Source organism: Acidaminobacter hydrogenoformans DSM 2784 (genome assembly GCF_900103005.1).
Classification (GTDB): Bacteria; Bacillota; Clostridia; order Peptostreptococcales; family Acidaminobacteraceae; genus Acidaminobacter; species Acidaminobacter hydrogenoformans.
The window spans coordinates 1-18,107 of the sequence record NZ_FMWL01000013.1; the positions used below are offsets into that span (position 1 = coordinate 1).

Annotated in this window: 17 protein-coding genes; 4 read left to right on the top strand and 13 right to left on the bottom strand. The window is 49.3% G+C overall.

The genetic code is table 11. The features are described from left to right. Positions 1 to 375 precede the first annotated feature (375 nt). Positions 376 to 1,071: a cyclase family protein gene (locus tag BLP63_RS11325; RefSeq protein ID WP_092591635.1), complete on the top strand. Its 696-nt coding sequence runs from the start codon at positions 376 to 378 to the stop codon at positions 1,069 to 1,071. Positions 1,072 to 1,293: 222 nt separating this feature from the next. Here BLP63_RS11325 and BLP63_RS11330 read toward each other — a convergent pair whose 3' ends face one another. The 3 genes from BLP63_RS11330 to BLP63_RS11340 all read right to left on the bottom strand — a co-directional run bounded on the left by BLP63_RS11330 (position 1,294) and on the right by BLP63_RS11340 (position 5,807). Continuing rightward, positions 1,294 to 2,952, bottom strand: a complete 1,659-nt coding sequence (locus tag BLP63_RS11330; protein WP_092591637.1) for a PucR family transcriptional regulator — start codon at positions 2,950 to 2,952, stop codon at positions 1,294 to 1,296. A 471-nt stretch (positions 2,953 to 3,423) separates the two neighbouring features. Beyond that, entirely contained in the window at positions 3,424 to 4,683 is a 1,260-nt protein-coding gene (locus tag BLP63_RS11335; protein ID WP_092591639.1) for a Glu/Leu/Phe/Val family dehydrogenase, read from the bottom strand. A gap of 296 nt (positions 4,684 to 4,979) precedes the next feature. Next, positions 4,980 to 5,807, bottom strand: coding sequence for an Asp23/Gls24 family envelope stress response protein (locus tag BLP63_RS11340; protein ID WP_092591641.1), 828 nt, complete (start codon positions 5,805 to 5,807; stop codon positions 4,980 to 4,982). A gap of 297 nt (positions 5,808 to 6,104) precedes the next feature. Here BLP63_RS11340 and BLP63_RS11345 point away from each other — a divergent pair, with 297 nt between their 5' ends. Further along, complete coding sequence (locus BLP63_RS11345; RefSeq protein ID WP_092591643.1) at positions 6,105 to 6,275, top strand: DUF362 domain-containing protein; 171 nt, start codon at positions 6,105 to 6,107, stop codon at positions 6,273 to 6,275. 79 nt (positions 6,276 to 6,354) lie between these two features. On the opposite strand, the gene BLP63_RS11350 is transcribed toward BLP63_RS11345, so the two are convergent. The 3 genes from BLP63_RS11350 to BLP63_RS11360 form a co-directional block, all read right to left on the bottom strand. Beyond that, positions 6,355 to 6,813 carry a MarR family winged helix-turn-helix transcriptional regulator gene (locus BLP63_RS11350; RefSeq protein WP_092591645.1) on the bottom strand — a complete coding sequence of 153 codons (459 nt, stop codon included), beginning with the start codon at positions 6,811 to 6,813 and terminating at the stop codon, positions 6,355 to 6,357. Positions 6,814 to 6,821: 8 nt separating this feature from the next. Then, positions 6,822 to 8,000, bottom strand: coding sequence for an acetyl-CoA C-acetyltransferase (locus BLP63_RS11355; RefSeq protein WP_092591647.1), 1,179 nt, complete (start codon positions 7,998 to 8,000; stop codon positions 6,822 to 6,824). Between the two features lie 137 nt (positions 8,001 to 8,137). Continuing rightward, positions 8,138 to 8,767, bottom strand: a complete 630-nt coding sequence (locus BLP63_RS11360) for a redox-sensing transcriptional repressor Rex (protein WP_092591649.1) — start codon at positions 8,765 to 8,767, stop codon at positions 8,138 to 8,140. A gap of 231 nt (positions 8,768 to 8,998) precedes the next feature. Here BLP63_RS11360 and abc-f point away from each other — a divergent pair, with 231 nt between their 5' ends. Both abc-f and acpP read left to right on the top strand, forming a co-directional pair. Next, on the top strand, positions 8,999 to 10,915 hold the full coding sequence (gene abc-f / locus BLP63_RS11365; RefSeq protein ID WP_092591651.1) for a ribosomal protection-like ABC-F family protein: 1,917 nt from the start codon (positions 8,999 to 9,001) through the stop codon (positions 10,913 to 10,915). 95 nt (positions 10,916 to 11,010) lie between these two features. After that, positions 11,011 to 11,238, top strand: coding sequence for an acyl carrier protein (acpP, locus tag BLP63_RS11370; protein WP_092591653.1), 228 nt, complete (start codon positions 11,011 to 11,013; stop codon positions 11,236 to 11,238). Positions 11,239 to 11,315: 77 nt separating this feature from the next. Here acpP and BLP63_RS11375 read toward each other — a convergent pair whose 3' ends face one another. The 7 genes from BLP63_RS11375 to rimI all read right to left on the bottom strand — a co-directional run bounded on the left by BLP63_RS11375 (position 11,316) and on the right by rimI (position 18,106). Continuing rightward, entirely contained in the window at positions 11,316 to 11,990 is a 675-nt protein-coding gene (locus tag BLP63_RS11375) for an HAD family hydrolase (RefSeq protein WP_092591655.1), read from the bottom strand. A 469-nt stretch (positions 11,991 to 12,459) separates the two neighbouring features. After that, positions 12,460 to 13,485 carry a tRNA (adenosine(37)-N6)-threonylcarbamoyltransferase complex transferase subunit TsaD gene (gene tsaD / locus BLP63_RS11380; RefSeq protein ID WP_092591657.1) on the bottom strand — a complete coding sequence of 342 codons (1,026 nt, stop codon included), beginning with the start codon at positions 13,483 to 13,485 and terminating at the stop codon, positions 12,460 to 12,462. 149 nt (positions 13,486 to 13,634) lie between these two features. Next, positions 13,635 to 14,372 carry a Yip1 family protein gene (locus BLP63_RS11385; RefSeq protein WP_092591659.1) on the bottom strand — a complete coding sequence of 246 codons (738 nt, stop codon included), beginning with the start codon at positions 14,370 to 14,372 and terminating at the stop codon, positions 13,635 to 13,637. A 50-nt stretch (positions 14,373 to 14,422) separates the two neighbouring features. Further along, positions 14,423 to 15,643 (bottom strand): ABC transporter permease, encoded by a 1,221-nt coding sequence (locus tag BLP63_RS11390; RefSeq protein ID WP_092591661.1) that lies wholly within the window; start codon positions 15,641 to 15,643, stop codon positions 14,423 to 14,425. Beyond that, positions 15,640 to 16,365, bottom strand: a complete 726-nt coding sequence (locus tag BLP63_RS11395; RefSeq protein WP_092591663.1) for an ABC transporter ATP-binding protein — start codon at positions 16,363 to 16,365, stop codon at positions 15,640 to 15,642. Before BLP63_RS11395 ends, BLP63_RS11390 begins: the two co-directional genes overlap by 4 nt. After that, positions 16,366 to 17,601, bottom strand: coding sequence for an efflux RND transporter periplasmic adaptor subunit (locus tag BLP63_RS11400; RefSeq protein WP_092591665.1), 1,236 nt, complete (start codon positions 17,599 to 17,601; stop codon positions 16,366 to 16,368). Beyond that, on the bottom strand, positions 17,591 to 18,106 hold the full coding sequence (rimI, locus tag BLP63_RS11405; RefSeq protein ID WP_242870890.1) for a ribosomal protein S18-alanine N-acetyltransferase: 516 nt from the start codon (positions 18,104 to 18,106) through the stop codon (positions 17,591 to 17,593). Before rimI ends, BLP63_RS11400 begins: the two co-directional genes overlap by 11 nt. Position 18,107: the final 1 nt, after the last annotated feature.

The window sequence follows — 18,107 nt, forward strand, 5'->3', positions numbered from 1 at the left end:
TAGTTGCCGTAGAGCTCAAGGTCGTTCTCTGAAAGTCCGACTTTGGCAGCAACTTCCTTAATGTGGATCATTTGTGCTTCCTGTGCGATTTGAACATCTGTTTTCATAATTGCGGGTGGCCTCCTTCTTCTTAACCATAAAATTTAGCTTATGTGGAAAACCTGCCGTGATGTTGATTGTCCATAAAGGATTTTCATATACTACATTTATATCAGAAGTTCGTCGCAATTACCTTATGGAGTTTTTACATTATTCACAGCACTAATGTTATACCCGAAACCCATGATCCCTAAAATATTTTTTTCATTGTTCATATTCTTGATATAATGAAGGCAGTTAATCCAATACTGCGTCAAAATATCAGGGGGTAGAAGAATGAGACAGTTGAAACTCATTGACCTTTCTCAGGAAATCTTTCAGGGAATGTCAGTATTTCCAATGCACCAACCAACTTTTATCATGACCAATATGACCCATGAAGAAAACATGAATCAGACAGGCAGCAAAGCCCTTGGTTTTTCTGCCCGAAACATTCTGATCAGCGAGCACGGCGGAACACACTGTGACGCGGTTTGGGAGTATAAGCCAAGCGGCGCCACCATAGACAAAATGCCTATGAGCCACTTCTGGGGCAGCGCGATCTGTATTGATCTGTCCCATATTCGCTTTGACCGCTACATCGAGCCTAAAGACCTTGAGCTCGCTGTCAAGAAGTCTGGCCAGGAAATACTTAAAGGGGATATAGTCCTTATGTATACGGGCCATTTTGACCGAAACTTTGGTACAGATAAGTGGCAGACAGAATACACAGGCCTCAGTTACGAAGCCGCTAAGTGGCTTGCAGAGCGGGGTGTGGTCAACATTGGCGTTGACGCCCCGGCCATTGACCACCCTGATGATATCAATTTCTCCGGTCACTTGATCTGCGGCGAATACGACATGACCAATACGGAGAACCTGTGCAACCTGGATCAGATTGTCAACAAGCGGTTCCTGTACTTCGGTTTGCCACTGAGGATTCGGGACGGTTCAGGCTCTCCAATCAGAGCGGTTGCGCTGGTTGAAGAGTAAGCCTGGATCAGGAGTTTAGGCTTTGACGGCGCTTGGTTCTCGTGACCATCGGCAAAAACACTCTTAATATATGAAAAAAGGAAGGAAGTCGGTGCCGGGCACGCGCTTCCTTCCTTTTTTCTATTGTAGTTTTTTAACGAAATTATTTTGAATATTCACGAGATTAAAACAAATACTGCCTTGATTTTCGTGAAAAACTTCGTCTGAGCACGAAAGTTCAACCTAAAGGTCAAGAATCCTCATGATTTTAAGAGCCGTCTGGAGGCCATAGCGGTCGCCCTCATTTTCAAGGCTTTTGCCGGTGATCTCCTGAATCCGGTTAATTCTGTAGAGCACGGTGTTGTAGTGGGTGAACAGAAGCTCCGACATCTTTTTCAAATTGCCATTGGTTTCGAAATAGACCATCAGGGATTTGACCAGCTCCGTGTCACGTTTGCGGTCATAGGCGACAAGGGGCTCGAGGGTCGTTTCGTAAAAGCTGGTCAGCTCATTTTTCAGGTGGTCCTGGCAGAAAATCTTGTAAATGCCCAGCGCTTCAAAATCTATAACGCGCTCGTTAATGTAAGTTTTGGAGGCTTCGACCGCTTTATCCGCGTCGTAAAGACTCCTGTATGCTTCCTCCAGGCCTTTGTACAGCCGGCCAATGCCGACCTTGTAGCTGATATGTCCCATTTTGCCGTCGAGGACCGTCTCAGTCTCCTCCGCCAGCTTTTTGAACTCTTTGGCATATTCCTCCGGGCTCTTCCACATGGTCATGACGTTGATTTTTTTGCCTTTGTTCGCGATCAGGTAGGTCCGGCCTTCTTTTCGGCAGATGGTGTCAATCAGGAACATGACTTTGGTCAGCTGCTGATTGTATTCTTCATCAGAAGCAATACTGGAATCTCCCTTACTGACTCTGACATTCATAATGCTGTAAAAGGCTTCCTTGTCAAACCTGTAATAATTGGCTCTTTCAAGCGCCTTTTGCTTTCTCTTTTCATCCAAGGACACCAGGTCCTCGAAAAATTCTGTCTTGTACTTGTTCTCAACCTCTTGCACGGATAGCCTTTTCAAAAATTCCAGGGCAATGACATTGGCCGTGGACTCCATATATAAGGCGTCAAAGTTCGTCAGCTCTCGTTCATAGCCATAGGCTACCAAGTGACCATAAACAGAATTTTTAATCATCACCGGCACCATGACCCTGTCCATTTCCTTGCCATTGATCACGACCCGGTCCGTCATGGTCTTCGTCTGCTTGCTCACGGACGCGCTTGAGCGCATGGAATGTCTGACATTCTCTTCAAACAGGGCGCAGAGCTCAGGCTCCCGCTCCCCGTCATGAATAAATTCCTCAAAGTGATAATCCTTGACGAGGACAGGATTTTCTATGGATTTGATGAGACTCTTCAGAATATCCTTGACGCCGCCACCCTTGAGGACCACATTCATGGTGTCATGATGAAGGGTTTCAACTTTTCTCAGGATATTGGTCTGACGCTCAAAAATTTCTTGAAACACAGGTGACATTATATCTGAAAATGGAATTTCGTGATGAATCTCGACAATGGGAAATTTTAAGCGATCCGCCAGCTCCACGAGCTCTGATGGCAATCGTTCAAGATAAGGATAAACCTTGATCCCTATGCCGCTGAGTTTTTTTGAAGCACTGACTTCAATCAGGTTGAGCTGATCCTCGAGGGAAGTCGTCTTGAAGAAATACCCTGTTGTCAGCAGGAATTCGCCTTCGTTGACCCAGCTTAATATATCCGGATCCGCCATGACGTTGACTCTTGTCACGACATTTTGGACGCCGTCTTCACCCGCGACAATTTTGGACTTCTCCAGCACCTTCATTTTAAGAATATCTTTTATAGAAACGCCCGTTTCATCTATCATAAAAATTCACCCCTGAAAAGTTGAGACGTATAGTAGTGTTTCACAGCCAAACGATGTGCCACTCCATGATTTATCGATAAAGGGGCATACGGAGTGCCACCCATTTTGTTTATGTATATGGAATAAGAATATCACAAATAGATCTTATTAACAACCGATTATCTTGTTGTATTCTTATAAACAAACGTGTAGGTTGCTGAAACAGATATCCTCAAGCGGGCGAAATGACTTGCTTGAATTACACGCTTCAGTTTATGAGAATCCTATAAACCTGCAGATCAGATAAACATTTGCTGGCTCACGAAAAACAGTCCAATGCCCCACGCTAATCCTTCAGCTCATATTTGGCGCTCAATAAGTTACCTGGCGGGAGTAAATTCATGCCGCTCAACGACATAAAAAAAGGTTCATGATCTGCTTTTGCAAGCAAACCATGAACCTTTTAAATGTCTTGTAGCTCTGAATCAGAAATTAGTACCAGCCACGAAGCTTCATAGCGTCAGCAATGCGCTTAATGGACATAACATAAGCTGCTTTTCTGACATCAATGTTGTACTTCTCTTTGATGACTATGATATCGTTGAACGCTTTGACCATGAGCTGCTCTTGCTTCTCCTGGACTTCTTCGAAAGACCAGTAGTAGTTCATAAGGTTCTGAACCCATTCGAAGTAAGAAACGGTTACGCCGCCAGCGTTTGCAAGAATGTCCGGAATAAGGAGGACGCCTCTCTCATAAAGCGCTTTGTCCGCTTCTGGAGTCGTAGGGCCGTTGGCGCCTTCAATGACAATGCGGGCAGAGATCTTGCCAACGTTATCCATTGTGATGGAGTTTTCGAGGGCGCAAGGTGCGAAGATGTCGCTGGCAATGCCAAAGATTTCATTTCTGTCAAGCTCAGTAGTGCCTTGACCGAAGCCAGTGATAAATCTATTTGGAGCGTTAGTGGAGTAATCCATGAGCGCTTCAATGTTGATGCCGTCTTCTTTATAAAGTGTGCATGAGTAGTCGGAAACTGCAACGACCTTGATGCCAAGCTTGTGCGCGAAGTATGCCGCGAAACTGCCAACGTTGCCAAAGCCCTGGATCGCAACTTTGAGGTCGCTGAGGTTCATGCCAAGGTATTTCGCTGCTTCTCTCATCATGAGAGCAACACCGTAGCCCGTTGCTTCGTTTCTCGCAAGGGAGCCGCCAAAGTTAACTGGCTTGCCAGTGATGACGCCAGGAACGTTTTCGCCTCTGAGCTTGCTGTACTCGTCAACCATCCAAGACATGATCTGACCATTCGTATTGACGTCTGGCGCAGGGATATCTTTCTTCTCGCCAATAATTGGGGAAATTGCAGTTACGTAAGCACGGGACATTCTCTCGAGCTCGCCTTGGGAAAGCGTTGCAGGGTCAACAGTAATGCCGCCCTTGCCGCCGCCGTAAGGAATGCCTACAACGCCGCATTTGAAAGACATCCACATGGACAGTGCTTTAACTTCATCATAAGTAACGTGCTGGTGGAAACGGATGCCGCCTTTAGCAGGACCAACTGCATCATTGTGCTGGGATCTGAAGCCCTGGAACATGCGAATAGAACCGTCGTCCATCTTGACCGGGAAATTAACTTCGAGTACTCTGAGCGGCTGCTTGAGAAGCTCAAATACCGCAGGCTCTGCACCAAGAACATCACATGCTGCCTTGATTTGTTGCTGGGCGATTTCAAATGGATTTAACGTTTTTTCTGCCACTTTATAGGCCTCCTTAAATCTAGTTATTGTGAAGCTTACCAGTTTTCACGAAAGAAACGCCATCCAACCCCCGGAATGCGACGATGAAGACCGGTATGCTTAACTACCCAGTTTTGTTGCAGTTTATTGCAATTTTACTGCAGAACCTTGCGCGGACCGTGTATATTATAAAATTGTTGAATCCTCACGTCATACTTAAAAATTATAGTGAAATTCAATCGATAATTATTAAAATTCATATATTGTTATAATTTAAACATTCTCACACTGACATTTTAACACATCCTGCAACAGTGTCAATACAAGGTTTCGGTCTGAATTTTCAAACTTTTTATATAGACCAAAACTTTGATCACCTGAATTCTTGTCATTTCCTCAATAGCCTCCGAAACTTTCAGCTGCACCTCGGCCGCAGTCTCCAGCATCCGGTATGGCGGCTTCAGGTCGAGCTCCAGATGAATTTCAAGACCCTCCCCAAGCTCAATGACCTTAGATTTCTCCGCTGAATGCACCAGGGACACCTCTTCCGCAGCGTAGCTCGCGATTTGTGCCAGCACCTTGTTTGAGACGCTGAATTTCCCCAAATAACTGAAGGTTGGCCGCACGACGGTTTTCTCACCGATCACTGTTGAATGATCTCGCCTGCGAATGATCGTCTTGACCGCGTCCAGAAAATAACCGCTGAAATCGCGCTTCACTTCAACGGAAGGCAGCGGGATAATGTGCTTCCCATATTTCAGCCTTTGACTCTTGGCCATTTGGATATCCTCTGGCGTAGAAACCTCCTCAATCCGAATCCACACGTCAATGCCGTGGAGCCCGAGGTTCTGGGCAATATTCTCCACCATCCTGTCGGAGGTCCCCAAAATCATTAAACTTTTGGGCTTCAGCCCTTCCAACGCTTCACTGACCTCTTGCCGATGGTCGCGGTGAAAAAAAATCGCCCGCTTCACTGCCGCCATCTTAGTCGCTTCTTTCTTGGCGGATTTCCCGGCTATTCGTTTAGAATCGCCAATCAAAAGGCCGTCGTCAATAATGTATTGGATGTCATAGTCATGTGCGACGTGCATAGCCTGGTGACTTTTTCCCGTTCCGCTGCTGCCAACGAGGGCGTATACCTTCATAATTGATCACTCCTGAGAGACCACGGGCGTCAAAGCCGCTCAGAATGCTCTGCCCCGTTTCCCTGAATTCACTTTCATTATATCAGAAAGTCGCCTGTATATCGTGGATTCAATTGATTTTTATGTTAATCGAAGTCGTAATGTGGCTTGCCTTGTAATTATAATGATAATCATTCTTCTTTAAGCACTTTTTCGTATTTTTTGTCAAATAGCATTGCTATGGGATGCTTTATACCGATATAATTTCGGTATCGCTGGCCACACTGCCAGCAACTACATAATTGAGGAGGTCCTTTCATGGCATATGTAATTCAGGATTCTTGTATCTCTTGTGGCGCTTGCGAGCCAGAGTGCCCGGTAAGCTGCATCACTGCTGGTGATTCTATCTACGTGATTGACGAGTCTGCTTGCATCGACTGCGGCGCTTGCGCAAACGTTTGCCCAGTTGACGCGCCACAGCCTAAGTAAGGTCTGAGGAAGCGAAAAACACAAACATGAAAGAAGGAGAACATGGTGTATTAATACCACGTTCTCCTTCTCTTTTTGTTTATACCTGCAAATCATACTTCTCAACCGTCAGCTGATTGACCCGGCTGAGAAATTTGAGCACCGCTTTTTGTTCATTGACCGTCATTTCTTCCAAAACGTAATCCAGATAGGCTTTCTCATGATCACTCCAGCTTACCAGGGCCTTAACGCCAGCTTTACTCAACCCAATCCGTTTTACACGCTGATCTTCAGAGGAAACGACTTTCTCTGCCAGACCCATCCTGTCGAGACGTTCTACACTTCTGGAGACTAAATCACGTTTCAAATCAAATCGCTGCGCGATTTCCTGGATGGACAGCGGCTGACGCCCCAGCTCTTTGAGCAGCCAGAGCTCCACCAGCGTCACTTGCGCTTGACGCTGCTGCTGATCCAGCGCAAAGGACATGCGGTCATAGCGCAGGATCTTGGACATGATTTTTTCGATCATACGCTCAATCGAAAGCCTGTAAGAATTCATAGCCCTGCCTATCTTTCCACGATCAACGCTTCACCCATTCCGCCGCCAATACAGAGCGTCGCGAGGCCTGTCCCAGCCTCTCTGCGCTGCATCTCATAAAGCAGCGTGACGAGGATGCGGGCGCCGCTGGCACCAATAGGATGGCCAAGGGCAATCGCGCCGCCATTGACGTTGGTTTTCTCCGCTGGAAGCTGTAGCTCTTTCATGACCGTAAGGGATTGAGACGCAAAGGCTTCGTTGGCTTCAATCAAATCCAGCTGATCCACCGTCATACCAGCTTTTTCAAGGGCTTTGCGCACTGCTGGGACTGGCCCATAGCCCATAATGGAAGGATCGACGCCGGCTGAGGCAAAGGATTTGACAGCAGCCAACGGCTTAAGGCCAAGGGCGTCCGCCTTTTCCCTGCTCATCAGAACTAATGCGGCTGCGCCGTCATTGATTCCGGAAGCATTTCCGGCTGTGACAGTTCCGTCTTTCTTGAAAGCTGGACGCAGCTTTGTCATACTTTCAAGGGTTGCGCCTTCTCTGATATATTCGTCTCTTGCGAACATCACCGGATCGCCTTTTCTCTGAGGTATTGGAACTGGCACAATCTCCTCATCAAAGCGTCCGCTTTCACGTGCTTCAAAGGCGCGGCGCTGACTCTCCACTGCAAAAGCGTCCTGAGCTTCTCTCGAAATTTCAAACTGAGACGCCAGATTTTCTGCTGTAATTCCCATATGGTAATCGTTAAAAGCGCACCAAAGCCCGTCGTTGACCATGACGTCGTAAGTCTTTCCGTCACCCATGCGCTGCCCCCAGCGCCCGGATGGCAAAAGATAAGGTGCCATGCTCATGTTTTCGGTTCCGCCCGCCACAACGACCTCATTCTGCCCCGCCATGATGCTCAGCGCAGCCATGGACACGGTTTTAAGTCCAGACCCGCAGATCATGTTGATGGTCGCTGCTGGTACGCTGTCCGGTACGCCTGCCCTGATTGAGGCCTGACGTGCGACACCCTGACCGTAACCCGCCTGAAGCACGGAGCCAAAGAGCACTTCGTCAACCGCTTCAGGTGACACCTTTGCTCTTGAAAGCGCTTCACGAATGACCAGCGCGCCAAGATCCACTGGTGTTATGTCTTTGAGCGAGCCACCAAATGAACCAACAGGGGTCCGAACTGCACTGACAATGACAACTTCTTTCATAAAGAATCCTCCTCAATGATCGACCCTATGTTTACCCACTCACATTATACACTGAATTATTGAATCGAGAACAAAAAAAACTGCCGTTTAACCAGTTTGACTGATTTTACGGCAGTACTTTTACTTGTCATACGTTTTTACTGCTCTTTCACAAAGTAGGTCAGCGTAAGCAAGTTGTCAATAAGATGGACATTTTCTACAATGACGTCATCATCTACTTTCAGATCGACTGGCGCGAAGTTCCAGACCGCCTTTATTTTGCATTCCATAAGGGCATCCGCTACATCCTGAGCGCCAGAACGGCTGGTACAGATGTAGGCTATATCAACAGGCGTCTCGCTGGCGAAGGCTTTCAGCTCATCCATATCCCTGACCTCAACATTGTTGATTTTGAGGCCAATAAGCTTTGGATTAATGTCAAAAATGCCTACCAGGTTGAAGCCGAACCTGCCAAAGCTCGCATAATTCGCAAGAGCCTGGCCCAAGTTTCCGGCGCCAACGATAATAGTATTGTAATTCTTAGTCAAGCCTAAAATTTTCCCGATCTCATTGTAAAGATCCTCGACGTTATAACCATAGCCCTGCTGTCCGAAGCCGCCAAAATTGTTGAGGTCCTGACGAATTTGGGATGCTGTGAACCCTATGATCTCGCTCAATTCCTTGGAAGAGATTCTCTTGACATCTTTGTCGAGCAGTTCCCTCAAATAACGGTGGTATTTTGGCAGTCTTCGTATTACGGCCATTGAAATGTTCTGATTTGATGCCATACGTTCATCCTCACATCCTTTAAGATCTTAAAAAAAATTATATCACTGATTTTATCTATATGTCAATTTAATAACAAATCAGGGGCCAAACGAAATAAACACGTTTACGGAATTGGGGATCTTATGACCATCGGCAGCAATCTTTTTCAGAGGTTTTTTTGGGACTTAGCGTTAAGTCACGCTGGATTATGATAAAATGAAGCTAATTTGTATTAGAATGGAGCGGTTATTTTGATAGCCTTATCTTGTAACAACCTGACAAAATACTACGGGGTCGACCGGATTTTTGAGGACATTTCTTTCACGATGTCCCAAGGGGACAGGGTCGGCCTGATTGGGCGCAACGGGGCCGGCAAAACGACGCTTTTCAAGATTCTCACGGGGCAGATCAGCAGCGACAGCGGCACCCTTTACAGGGCAAAGGAAAGTGAGTTCGGTTACCTGGAGCAGATCGTCCCTTCCACGGAGCCTCAGACGCTGCTGGATTTTTCCATGTCCATCTTCTCAGAAATGCTGAACCGCGAGGCGGAGCTTCGGGCGCTTGAACACGAGATCGCCGGCGCAGACCCGGCGGCGGAGGAGGAAAACGACAAGCGCCTGGCGGATTATGCCCACAAGCTGGAGGCCTTTGAAAAGGACGGGGGCTACACGTTCAGAAGCGAGGTCAAAGGGGTCCTCAGGGGACTTGGCTTCGAGGAGTCCGAGTTTGGAAGAGATCTGAACGAGCTGTCCGGCGGACAGAAGTCACGGCTCAGCATAGGCAGGCTGCTTCTGAAAAAGCCGGCGCTGCTGCTGCTGGACGAACCGACCAACCACTTGGACATAGATGCCTGCGCATGGCTGGAAAGCTACCTGAAAAGTTATCCAGGCACCATGATGATCATCTCCCACGACCGCTACTTCCTCGACCAGCTGGTCAACAAGATCTACGAGATCGAGAACGGGAAGCTCACTGAATACAATGGCCTCTACAGCGACTATGCCAGGGAAAAGCGCCTGCGGTTTGACGCTGAGATAAAGGCTTATGAAAAGCAGCAGCGTGAGATTGAGCGTCAGGAGGACATGATCCGCAGGTTCAAGCAGCACGGCACCGAGAAGCTGGCCAAGAGGGCCCGCAGTCGTGAAAAGCAGCTGGATAAGGTCGAGCGGATCGACCGGCCTGTCGAGGATCACCGCAGGACAAAGCTCCGGCTGACGCAGCGGATCCAAAGCGGCGAAGACGTTCTTGCCGCGGAGCACCTGTCCAAATCCTATGGCGGTCGGGAGATTTTTAAGGAAGCGGAGCTCTTTGTCTATAGGGGCGACCGGGTAGGCCTGATTGGCGCAAACGGGGTTGGGAAGACGACGCTCTTCAATATCCTTTGCGGCAAGGTCCAGCCTGATGATGGGTATTATAAGCTTGGCCACAAGGTCGAAATTGGACTTTATGATCAGGAGCAGTCCAACCTGAACCCGGAGCATACGCTTCTCGAGGAAATTTCTGACGCAGACCCCAAGCTGGATTTGACGGCCATTCGCACACTCCTTGGCGCGTTCCTCTTCTTTGGGGATGACGTCCAAAAGGTCGTTTCCCAGCTCAGCGGCGGAGAGAGAGGGCGGTTGTCACTGCTTAAGCTCATGCTCTCTGAGGCCAATCTTTTGCTGCTGGACGAGCCCACCAACCACCTGGACATCCAGTCTAAGGAGGCCCTCGAGTCTGCCCTTGAAAACTACGCGGGCACCATTATCACCATCTCCCACGACCGTTATTTCCTGAACCGCCTGTGCAACCGGCTGATAGAGCTGAAGCCGGACGGTACGACGCTTTACCTCGGCAACTATGATGATTACAAAGAAAAGCTCTCCACCAATCAGAAGCTGGAAAACGACCCAGAACAGACGGTGGTCAATAAGACAAAGCAGAAGGAAGAGCGGCGCAGGGAGAAGGAACGACTATCGGAAGAGCGGGCCAGGAAAAGGGACCTACAAAGCCTGGAGACGCGCCTGCACTTGCTGGAAAACGAGCTTCACGAAATCGAGCAGAAAATGTGCGACGTCAGCATCTCCCAGGATCATCAGGCACTTCTCAGCCTGACTGAAACCAGCGAGGCGCTGAAGTCTGAAATCGAAGCGCTTTATGAGCGCTGGAGCGAGCATCTCGAGGAATAGCACCGGGATATTGGACTTTGAGCCTATGGACAAATTTAGGCTGTGGGCTATAATAGAATAGTGATTATCCAAACACCGTATGAGGAGGCACCTGAATGTTTGAACTGATAAAAGGCATCATTGAAGAACAGCTTGCAATTACAGATCCAGACAAAATCACCCTGAACACCAATCTCAGGGATGACCTGGACGCAGATTCTCTGGACGCGGTTGAAATCATCATGGCCGTTGAGGATGAGCTCGACATAGAGATTCCGGATGACATCGCGGAGCGTCTGCAGACCGTCGGTCAGATCGTGGACTATTTGGAAAGCGTAAAATAAGCGATTCTTTGATCAAACGGATAAGTGAACAGCGTGAAAAAGCCCGGCCAAATTGATGGCCGGGCTTTTCTTGTTGATCAGGCAATCTGCTGTTCCATTAAACTCACAACTTCAAGGAGCTCCAGGGGATGCTCGATTATGAAGTCCGGCTGGTGGGTCAAAAGGAGCTCCCGCTTAATCGAGGACCATCCCACGAGGACATTCACGACACCCGCCCGTCTGCTGGCAATCAAATCTCCTGAGCTGTCGCCAATAAAAATCGCTTCCTCAGGTCTGGCATTCAGGAGCTTAAGGGCCAAATGGACACCCTCTGGCGAAGGTTTCTTTTCAAGGACATCATCACAGGTGATCACGGCTTGGAACAAATGGTTCATGCCAAGGTGCTCAAGGCCCATCTGAACACCCTCACGGCTATTGTTCGTCACTATGGCCAGTTTGAAATCCAACTGGCGCAGATCCTCAAAGAGCTCGTCCATGCCGTTAAAGGCCTGAGTCAGTTCATCGTGGCGCTGCGCGTACCACTTTCTGAAGCGGTCTGTCATCTCCTCTGCCCGGTGGGGCTGGATCGCCGCCATCTGATCAAAGAGCGGTCTGCCCGTCAGCTGTTCCAGTTCTTTCGGAGACAGCCGGGTACCCCTGTAGGCTCTTGAAAACAAGTTAAGCCCTCTCTCAATAATAAAATTCGTGTCTATAATAGTGCCGTCAAAGTCAAAAATAATGGTATCAATCATTGCCATTCTCTCCTTTTCCACACGCCTCTTCCTTTTTCCGGCGCGGATCGTTTTATGCTTTTCTCATGGCTTGATCCTACAGGAGAATTGATAGATATGGATGAATTTCGTGTTAACAGTCTGTAAATTATTTGCCGCTGTCAAAATTCAGAAATTTACGTGTTTTTTCGCGTTTTGAATTGAATGGTTTGAACGACTTACGCAGTGGCCATCTCAAAATGTCCCAAACTGCCGTTTTAGAAACATTATTCATGTATATACAATGTCAGATTATTCATCCCTACACCATACACAGTCTATCCACAGGCTTTTTTTCTCAAACAGGTATGTTCGAAGGGGTTTTGCGTTGTTTTCCACATTATCCACAAAGTCATCCACAGAAAAAATGTGTTATTCAGAATTTTCTGTTATTTATATGGGGTTAACATAAGGAAAAAGCGGGTGCCTGCAACACCCGCTTTTTTATAGACTTATGAAGTCTTAATACTATTCAGAATGCCGGAAGATCCAGCGTTAAATTTGGCACCGCGTTTAAGGTCATATCCGCAATATGGCCATTCTTATAAGCATAATACCCCGCACAGCCAATCATGGCCGCATTGTCCGTGCACAGTTCAATAGGCGGATACAGCATCCTGAGGCCATTTGCTTTGGTCTTCAGGTCCAGGACTTCCCTAAGCCTTGAATTCGCTGCCACGCCGCCCGCCAGTACCAAGGTCTTCACCTGAGATCTCAAAGCGGCCGCGACGGCCTTATCCGTCAGCACATCCACTACGGCTTCCTGAAAAGAGGCCGCTACGTCTTCAATGACGATTGGCTCCCCTTTCATCTTCATCTGATTCAGGTAGCTGAGCACAGCAGATTTCAAACCACTGAAGCTGAAATCCAGGCTGTCCTGATCCAGATAGGTTCTGGTAAATGGAATCGCTGTCCTATTTCCGAGCCTGGCGAGACGGTCGATCTGCGGACCACCCGGATAGCCTATCCCAAGAGCTCTCGCCACCTTGTCATAAGCTTCTCCCGCCGCGTCATCCCGGGTTTTGCCCAGAATCTCGTAATGACCGTAATCCACGACTTTCACCAGGTGAGTATGGCCGCCGGAGACGATCAGCGCCACAAAGGGCGGCTCCAGGTCCGGATGGGCAATATAATTTGCCGCGACGTGCCCCTCAATGTGATTTACCGGAATCAGCGGCTTCCCAAGTGAAAAGGCCAAGGCTTTCGCGGTCGATAGACCCACGAGCAGCGCGCCTACAAGGCCTGGGCCGTAAGTTGTCGCAATCTGGTCGACCTCTTCAAAGGTACAGCCCGCCGCGCGAAGGGCTTCATCTATGACCCCGCTGATTTTTTCAACGTGGTTGCGGGACGCAATTTCAGGGACGACACCGCCATAGAGCTTGTGAAGATCAATTTGGGAATAAATAATGTTCGACAAAACCTCTCGGCCGTTTCGTACAACCGCGGCTGAGGTTTCATCACAGCTGGTCTCAATGGCCAGGGTCAGCAATGCTTTCATAGATTTTCCTCCTGATGCTCAGCGCAACCTGTCAAGTTCGAATTTTGTCTGTCTCTCGGCATTTCCGAGCCATATACCCAAAGTACATGGCATATGGTATTAGCTTCTGGCTTATGGCTTCACAGCGTATAGCCCAGAAGTCTTCGCGGCTACGCCGTACCGGTCAGTGCCGGTATCAAGGACGAGAATAGTGACATCACAAACGGGATCAAAACGACGAGCGCCGCCTGCCAGGTCTTGAGCCTGTGTACCGTCTTGAAACCAATGACTGAAACGGCGAGATACCAGATCGTGAACAAGTCAAAGGCGGATAAAAACGCGTAAAGCGGATCTGTAGGCGCTGCCCCCGCTAACAGCAGCGCTGGTGAGAACGTGAAGAGATAATTTTCTGTAAGCAACGCTATAGGGATGCGAATCAAAGTGCCAAGCATCATGATCAGATAGGCGTAGGCCACGACAGACAGGCTCCGTTTGAAGGTTGTCTTCGCGTCAAAAGCCATGCTGATCAGATGCGCGAACGCACCTTTGATGAATGGGGCCAAGACGCTGAAAACAATCATAGCGACCACGCTTGAAATCATAGTCATCTTGACAAAGCTCTGCAGCTCATTCGCTGGAATATCCACACCCATTTGCTGATAAGTTGCTGCCAAGGTGTCCAGCGTATAATCCCGCATGAGGTTCATAGTCAGCAGCGCAAACAAGGCACTCACCAATACGTTGACGCTGTATGGGAAAAAGACATCCGGCTTCAGGCGGATCGCCTCAAAAGCCTTTACAGGATGGATAAATACATAAATGGCCTTCTGAAAAAATGACATAGGATTTTCAGGCTGCTCAACAGGCTCAAGGCCATAGGGCGTTTGATCTTTATCATGGGGGTCCATGGAAAGCCTCCTTTAACCATATTTAGGGCTGCTGCCAGCCCGCTGATCTCTTACTCATACCGAAGTGCCTCTATTGGGTCCAGCTTCGCGGCTTTGTTTGCAGGATAAATGCCAAAAAAGACGCCAACCCCCGCCGAAAACAGCCAAGCTAAGAGAATGGTCCCCAAGCTTGTGGATGGCGGAATCTTGATCACCCAGGCTATACCATAAGAAAACGCAATACCTAACAGTGTCCCAATCACACCCCCAATAAGGGCTACGATCACCGCTTCGACCAAAAACTGCATCAGTATGTCTTTGTGCTTTGCGCCAAGCGCTTTTCTTATTCCAATCTCACGAGTCCGCTCTGTTACAGAAACCAACATGATGTTCATGACGCCTATCCCGCCAACAATCAATGAAATTGCCGCAATTGCCCCTATGACCGTAGTCAGTACACCAAGGACCCGGTTCACCGCCTCCAGTTGCTCCTCCGCGCTGAAGACCCTGTACTTATCCTGGCCTACGTTATCATGGCGCCGCTCAAGCAGCGCTTTGACATCCTCTGTAAATGCCTTTTGGTCTGCTTCCATCACCAGATTGACTTCGATGCCATTCACCCTGTCGCCAATCCCGTAGAGTCGCTCCAGCAACGTATAGGGCACATGAATGGTCTTTGGCATTTCAAATCCCGGAATATTCGAAAATGAAGTTTTCGGGGTTTCATAAACCCCAATGACAACGTAGGACATACTCGATCTGGACGTTATTGAAAGTCGTTCTCCCACCACATCTGACCTGCCAAAAAGATCCGTCGCCAGACCTGAGTCGATCACCGCCACTGCGCGCTTGGACTTTATGTCAGATTCGACGAGGAATCTGCCATGCAAGAGGTCAATCTCCTCTATACCATTATACCGCTCATTGACCCCATTCAAACTGACGGATACCGGGTCCTGATTCTGCCTGCCCTTGATCTGCCCGCTGCCCGAGACTGAAATGGACAGTGCCTTAATGCTTTCTGGAAAGCTGCGCTCAATGGCTTCGACATCCGCGTGGTCCATCCGGTCTCTGGTGGTGATCTCTGTACCAAAGTTGGTCGTTATAAAGACGCGGTTCACGCCAAAGGCCTCGAATTCCTGACCAATAATTGCTTCGCTGCCACTGCCCAGCGCTACCACGGTAATGACAGAAGAAATGCCTATAATGATGCCCAGCATGGTGAGAAGAGACCGCATTTTATTGACCCATATAGCGTCCAGCGCAATTTTGAAGCTTTCTGCGAAATTCACGGCGTCACCTCCGCGTTTAGGTCGCGAACCAACGTTTTCTCAAGCGCCATTTTTCGCTCATCCTTCACAATGCAGCCATCCTTGAAGGTGATAATGCGTTTGGCATTGTCCGCAATTTCGTGTTCGTGAGTGACAATGATCAGGGTGACGCCCTCTTCGTTCAGCCGCTTGAAGATCTCCATAATTTCCTCTGTGGAATGGGAATCCAGATTGCCCGTGGGCTCGTCCGCGAGAATAATTGCCGGACGGGTCACCAGCGCCCTGGCTATGGCGACCCTTTGCTTTTGTCCGCCACTGAGCTCATTGGGCTTATGGTCAATGCGATCCGAAAGGCCTACCCTCTCCAGGGCCTCCATGGCCCGCTGATGGCGCTCAGCACGGCTGACGCGGCCATAAATCAGGGGCAGCTCGACATTCTTGATCGCGTTGACCCTGGCCAGCAAATTGAAGGATTGAAAAACGAATCCAATCTTTTGGTTCCGGATGGCTGCCAGCTCGCCGTCATTCAAGCTGCTGACGTCGACGCCATCCAGCACATAACGGCCACTGGTAGGCCGGTCCAGGCACCCAATTATGTTCATCAATGTCGATTTTCCTGAGCCAGAGGCGCCTATGATCGCGACAAAATCCCCTTCCTCCACGTGAAAGTCCACTGCTCGAAGCGCCTCGACCTGGATGCTCCCCGTATCATAAATTTTGGTGAGTCCCTGTATATCGATCATTTATTCCACCTCGATCGCTTTGACCGGATCTCCGTCCTTCAAGGTCTCCGTTGGATTGAGTATGATGACATCACCTTCTGCCAGACCATCACCCAGGACCTCGACGTTCAGGTCTCCCTCGATCCCCAGTGTCACAATACGCGCCCTGGCTGTGCCCTCTTCGATCACAAAAATTCGGCGAACGCCCTGCGCGTCGGTATAGACAGCTTCATAGGGCACCATCAGGGCCTCGGATTTTTTAGCGGTCAGGATTTCCATGGACGCGGAGTAATTCGGACGAAACTTAGTCTCCTGATCTTGAAAGGCAACCTCTATGGCAACAACCGTTTCTGCAGCTTGACCGCTGATGACATTTTCAGCCACCTCTGAAATATAGGACACCACGCCTTGATACGTTTCAGTAAAACCGTCACTTCGGATTAAAACGGACTGTCCCTCTTCAACAGAGGCAATATCATACTCACTGATGGTGGCGGTAACCTTTAACTGATCAGAGGACGCCACTGAAAACAGCGGCATTGTTTGAGCAGCCTGCTCCCCTGGTTGGGCGTTGATGGCGTACACGACACCATTGGCAGGGGACTTGATGAGCAGCTTTTCCTTTTGAGACTGAAGCTCCTCCAGAGCCAGGCGCGCAGAAGACACGGAAAGGTTCTGAATTCGCAGGACGCTGCCCTGTCCATAACCGCTGTAGCCACGCTCCGCAGAGAGCTTTTCAATTTCAGCCCGCTCGAGCTGACGCTTGGCCTGATCCAGCTCAGACTGACTGATGGCGCCCGCGTCGAATAAAGCCTGCTGATCCTCAACCAGCTTCACCGCGTCCTCGTAGGCCGCTTGCGCGGTCTTCAGCGGCAGGTCATAATTCAATTTGCCCGCATTTTGGGACTGGTTGAGGTTCTCCTGGGCTATGCTGAGCTGAATGCGCGCCGCAGCGATCCGCTGATCCAGATCCTCAGAATCCAGGGTCGCCAGCACCTCGCCCTTTTGAACCTGCTGACCCAAAGAAACAGACACGGTCTCAATCAGGCCCGGCACCTGGGCGTAGACACTTCGGTCCTCCGAAGCAACGACTTTGCCGCTCGCATAAACATAGGACTCAGCCTCACTGGCAATCACTTGATCTGTGTAAACCAATGTCCCCTCTTCCATATGCGTCGTCCGCCAAATAACCAGCCCAATGGCAGCGATCACTGCAACCACAACGAGCAGCACCCACAGTACGGATTTACCTTTCAAACTGATCACCTCTCTGAAGGGTTTTCCACATAATCAGCGCGTCTTCCCCACTGTCCAGATAATAACCTTTCCGTACCCCCATGGATACAAAACCTGCCTTTTCATAGACGTGTATCGCTGAAGCGTTGCCGCTCCTGACCTCCAGAGTCAACGCCACCGCGCCCAGGGCTTCAGCCTCTTTCATAAAGAGAGACAGCATCTCCTGGCCATGTCCTTTGCCGCGAGCTTCGGGATCGATTGCCAGATTGGTGATGTGCCCCTCGTCAAGGATCAGCCACATGCCACAATACCCCAGGATTTTTTCGTCAACCAAATAGACAAAATAGTGGGCGCGTTCATTGGAGGCAAGCTCTTCCTCAATCGCGCTGCGAGGCCAGGGTGTCGTAAAGCTTAAAACTTCAAGGGCGGCTACCCTGTCGACGTCAGAAAGCGACATGGCGCGGAGGCTCCCAGCGGTGTTTTGCGAGGCCCCGGGGGCCTGAACCCCATAATCTGTTCCCATCATC

Bases quoted from the DNA above. Each gene is read 5' to 3' on its own strand.
- BLP63_RS11325 (WP_092591635.1), top strand. From the start codon at position 376: ATGAGACAGTTGAAACTCATTGACCTTTCTCAGGAAATCTTTCAGGGA.
- BLP63_RS11330 (WP_092591637.1), bottom strand. From the start codon at position 2,952: ATGATAGATGAAACGGGCGTTTCTATAAAAGATATTCTTAAAATGAAG.
- BLP63_RS11340 (WP_092591641.1), bottom strand. From the start codon at position 5,807: ATGAAGGTATACGCCCTCGTTGGCAGCAGCGGAACGGGAAAAAGTCAC.
- BLP63_RS11345 (WP_092591643.1), top strand. From the start codon at position 6,105: ATGGCATATGTAATTCAGGATTCTTGTATCTCTTGTGGCGCTTGCGAG.
- BLP63_RS11350 (WP_092591645.1), bottom strand. From the start codon at position 6,813: ATGAATTCTTACAGGCTTTCGATTGAGCGTATGATCGAAAAAATCATG.
- BLP63_RS11355 (WP_092591647.1), bottom strand. From the start codon at position 8,000: ATGAAAGAAGTTGTCATTGTCAGTGCAGTTCGGACCCCTGTTGGTTCA.
- BLP63_RS11360 (WP_092591649.1), bottom strand. From the start codon at position 8,767: ATGGCATCAAATCAGAACATTTCAATGGCCGTAATACGAAGACTGCCA.
- acpP (WP_092591653.1), top strand. From the start codon at position 11,011: ATGTTTGAACTGATAAAAGGCATCATTGAAGAACAGCTTGCAATTACA.
- tsaD (WP_092591657.1), bottom strand. From the start codon at position 13,485: ATGAAAGCATTGCTGACCCTGGCCATTGAGACCAGCTGTGATGAAACC.
- BLP63_RS11385 (WP_092591659.1), bottom strand. From the start codon at position 14,372: ATGGACCCCCATGATAAAGATCAAACGCCCTATGGCCTTGAGCCTGTT.
- BLP63_RS11395 (WP_092591663.1), bottom strand. From the start codon at position 16,365: ATGATCGATATACAGGGACTCACCAAAATTTATGATACGGGGAGCATC.
- rimI (WP_242870890.1), bottom strand. From the start codon at position 18,106: ATGATGGGAACAGATTATGGGGTTCAGGCCCCCGGGGCCTCGCAAAAC.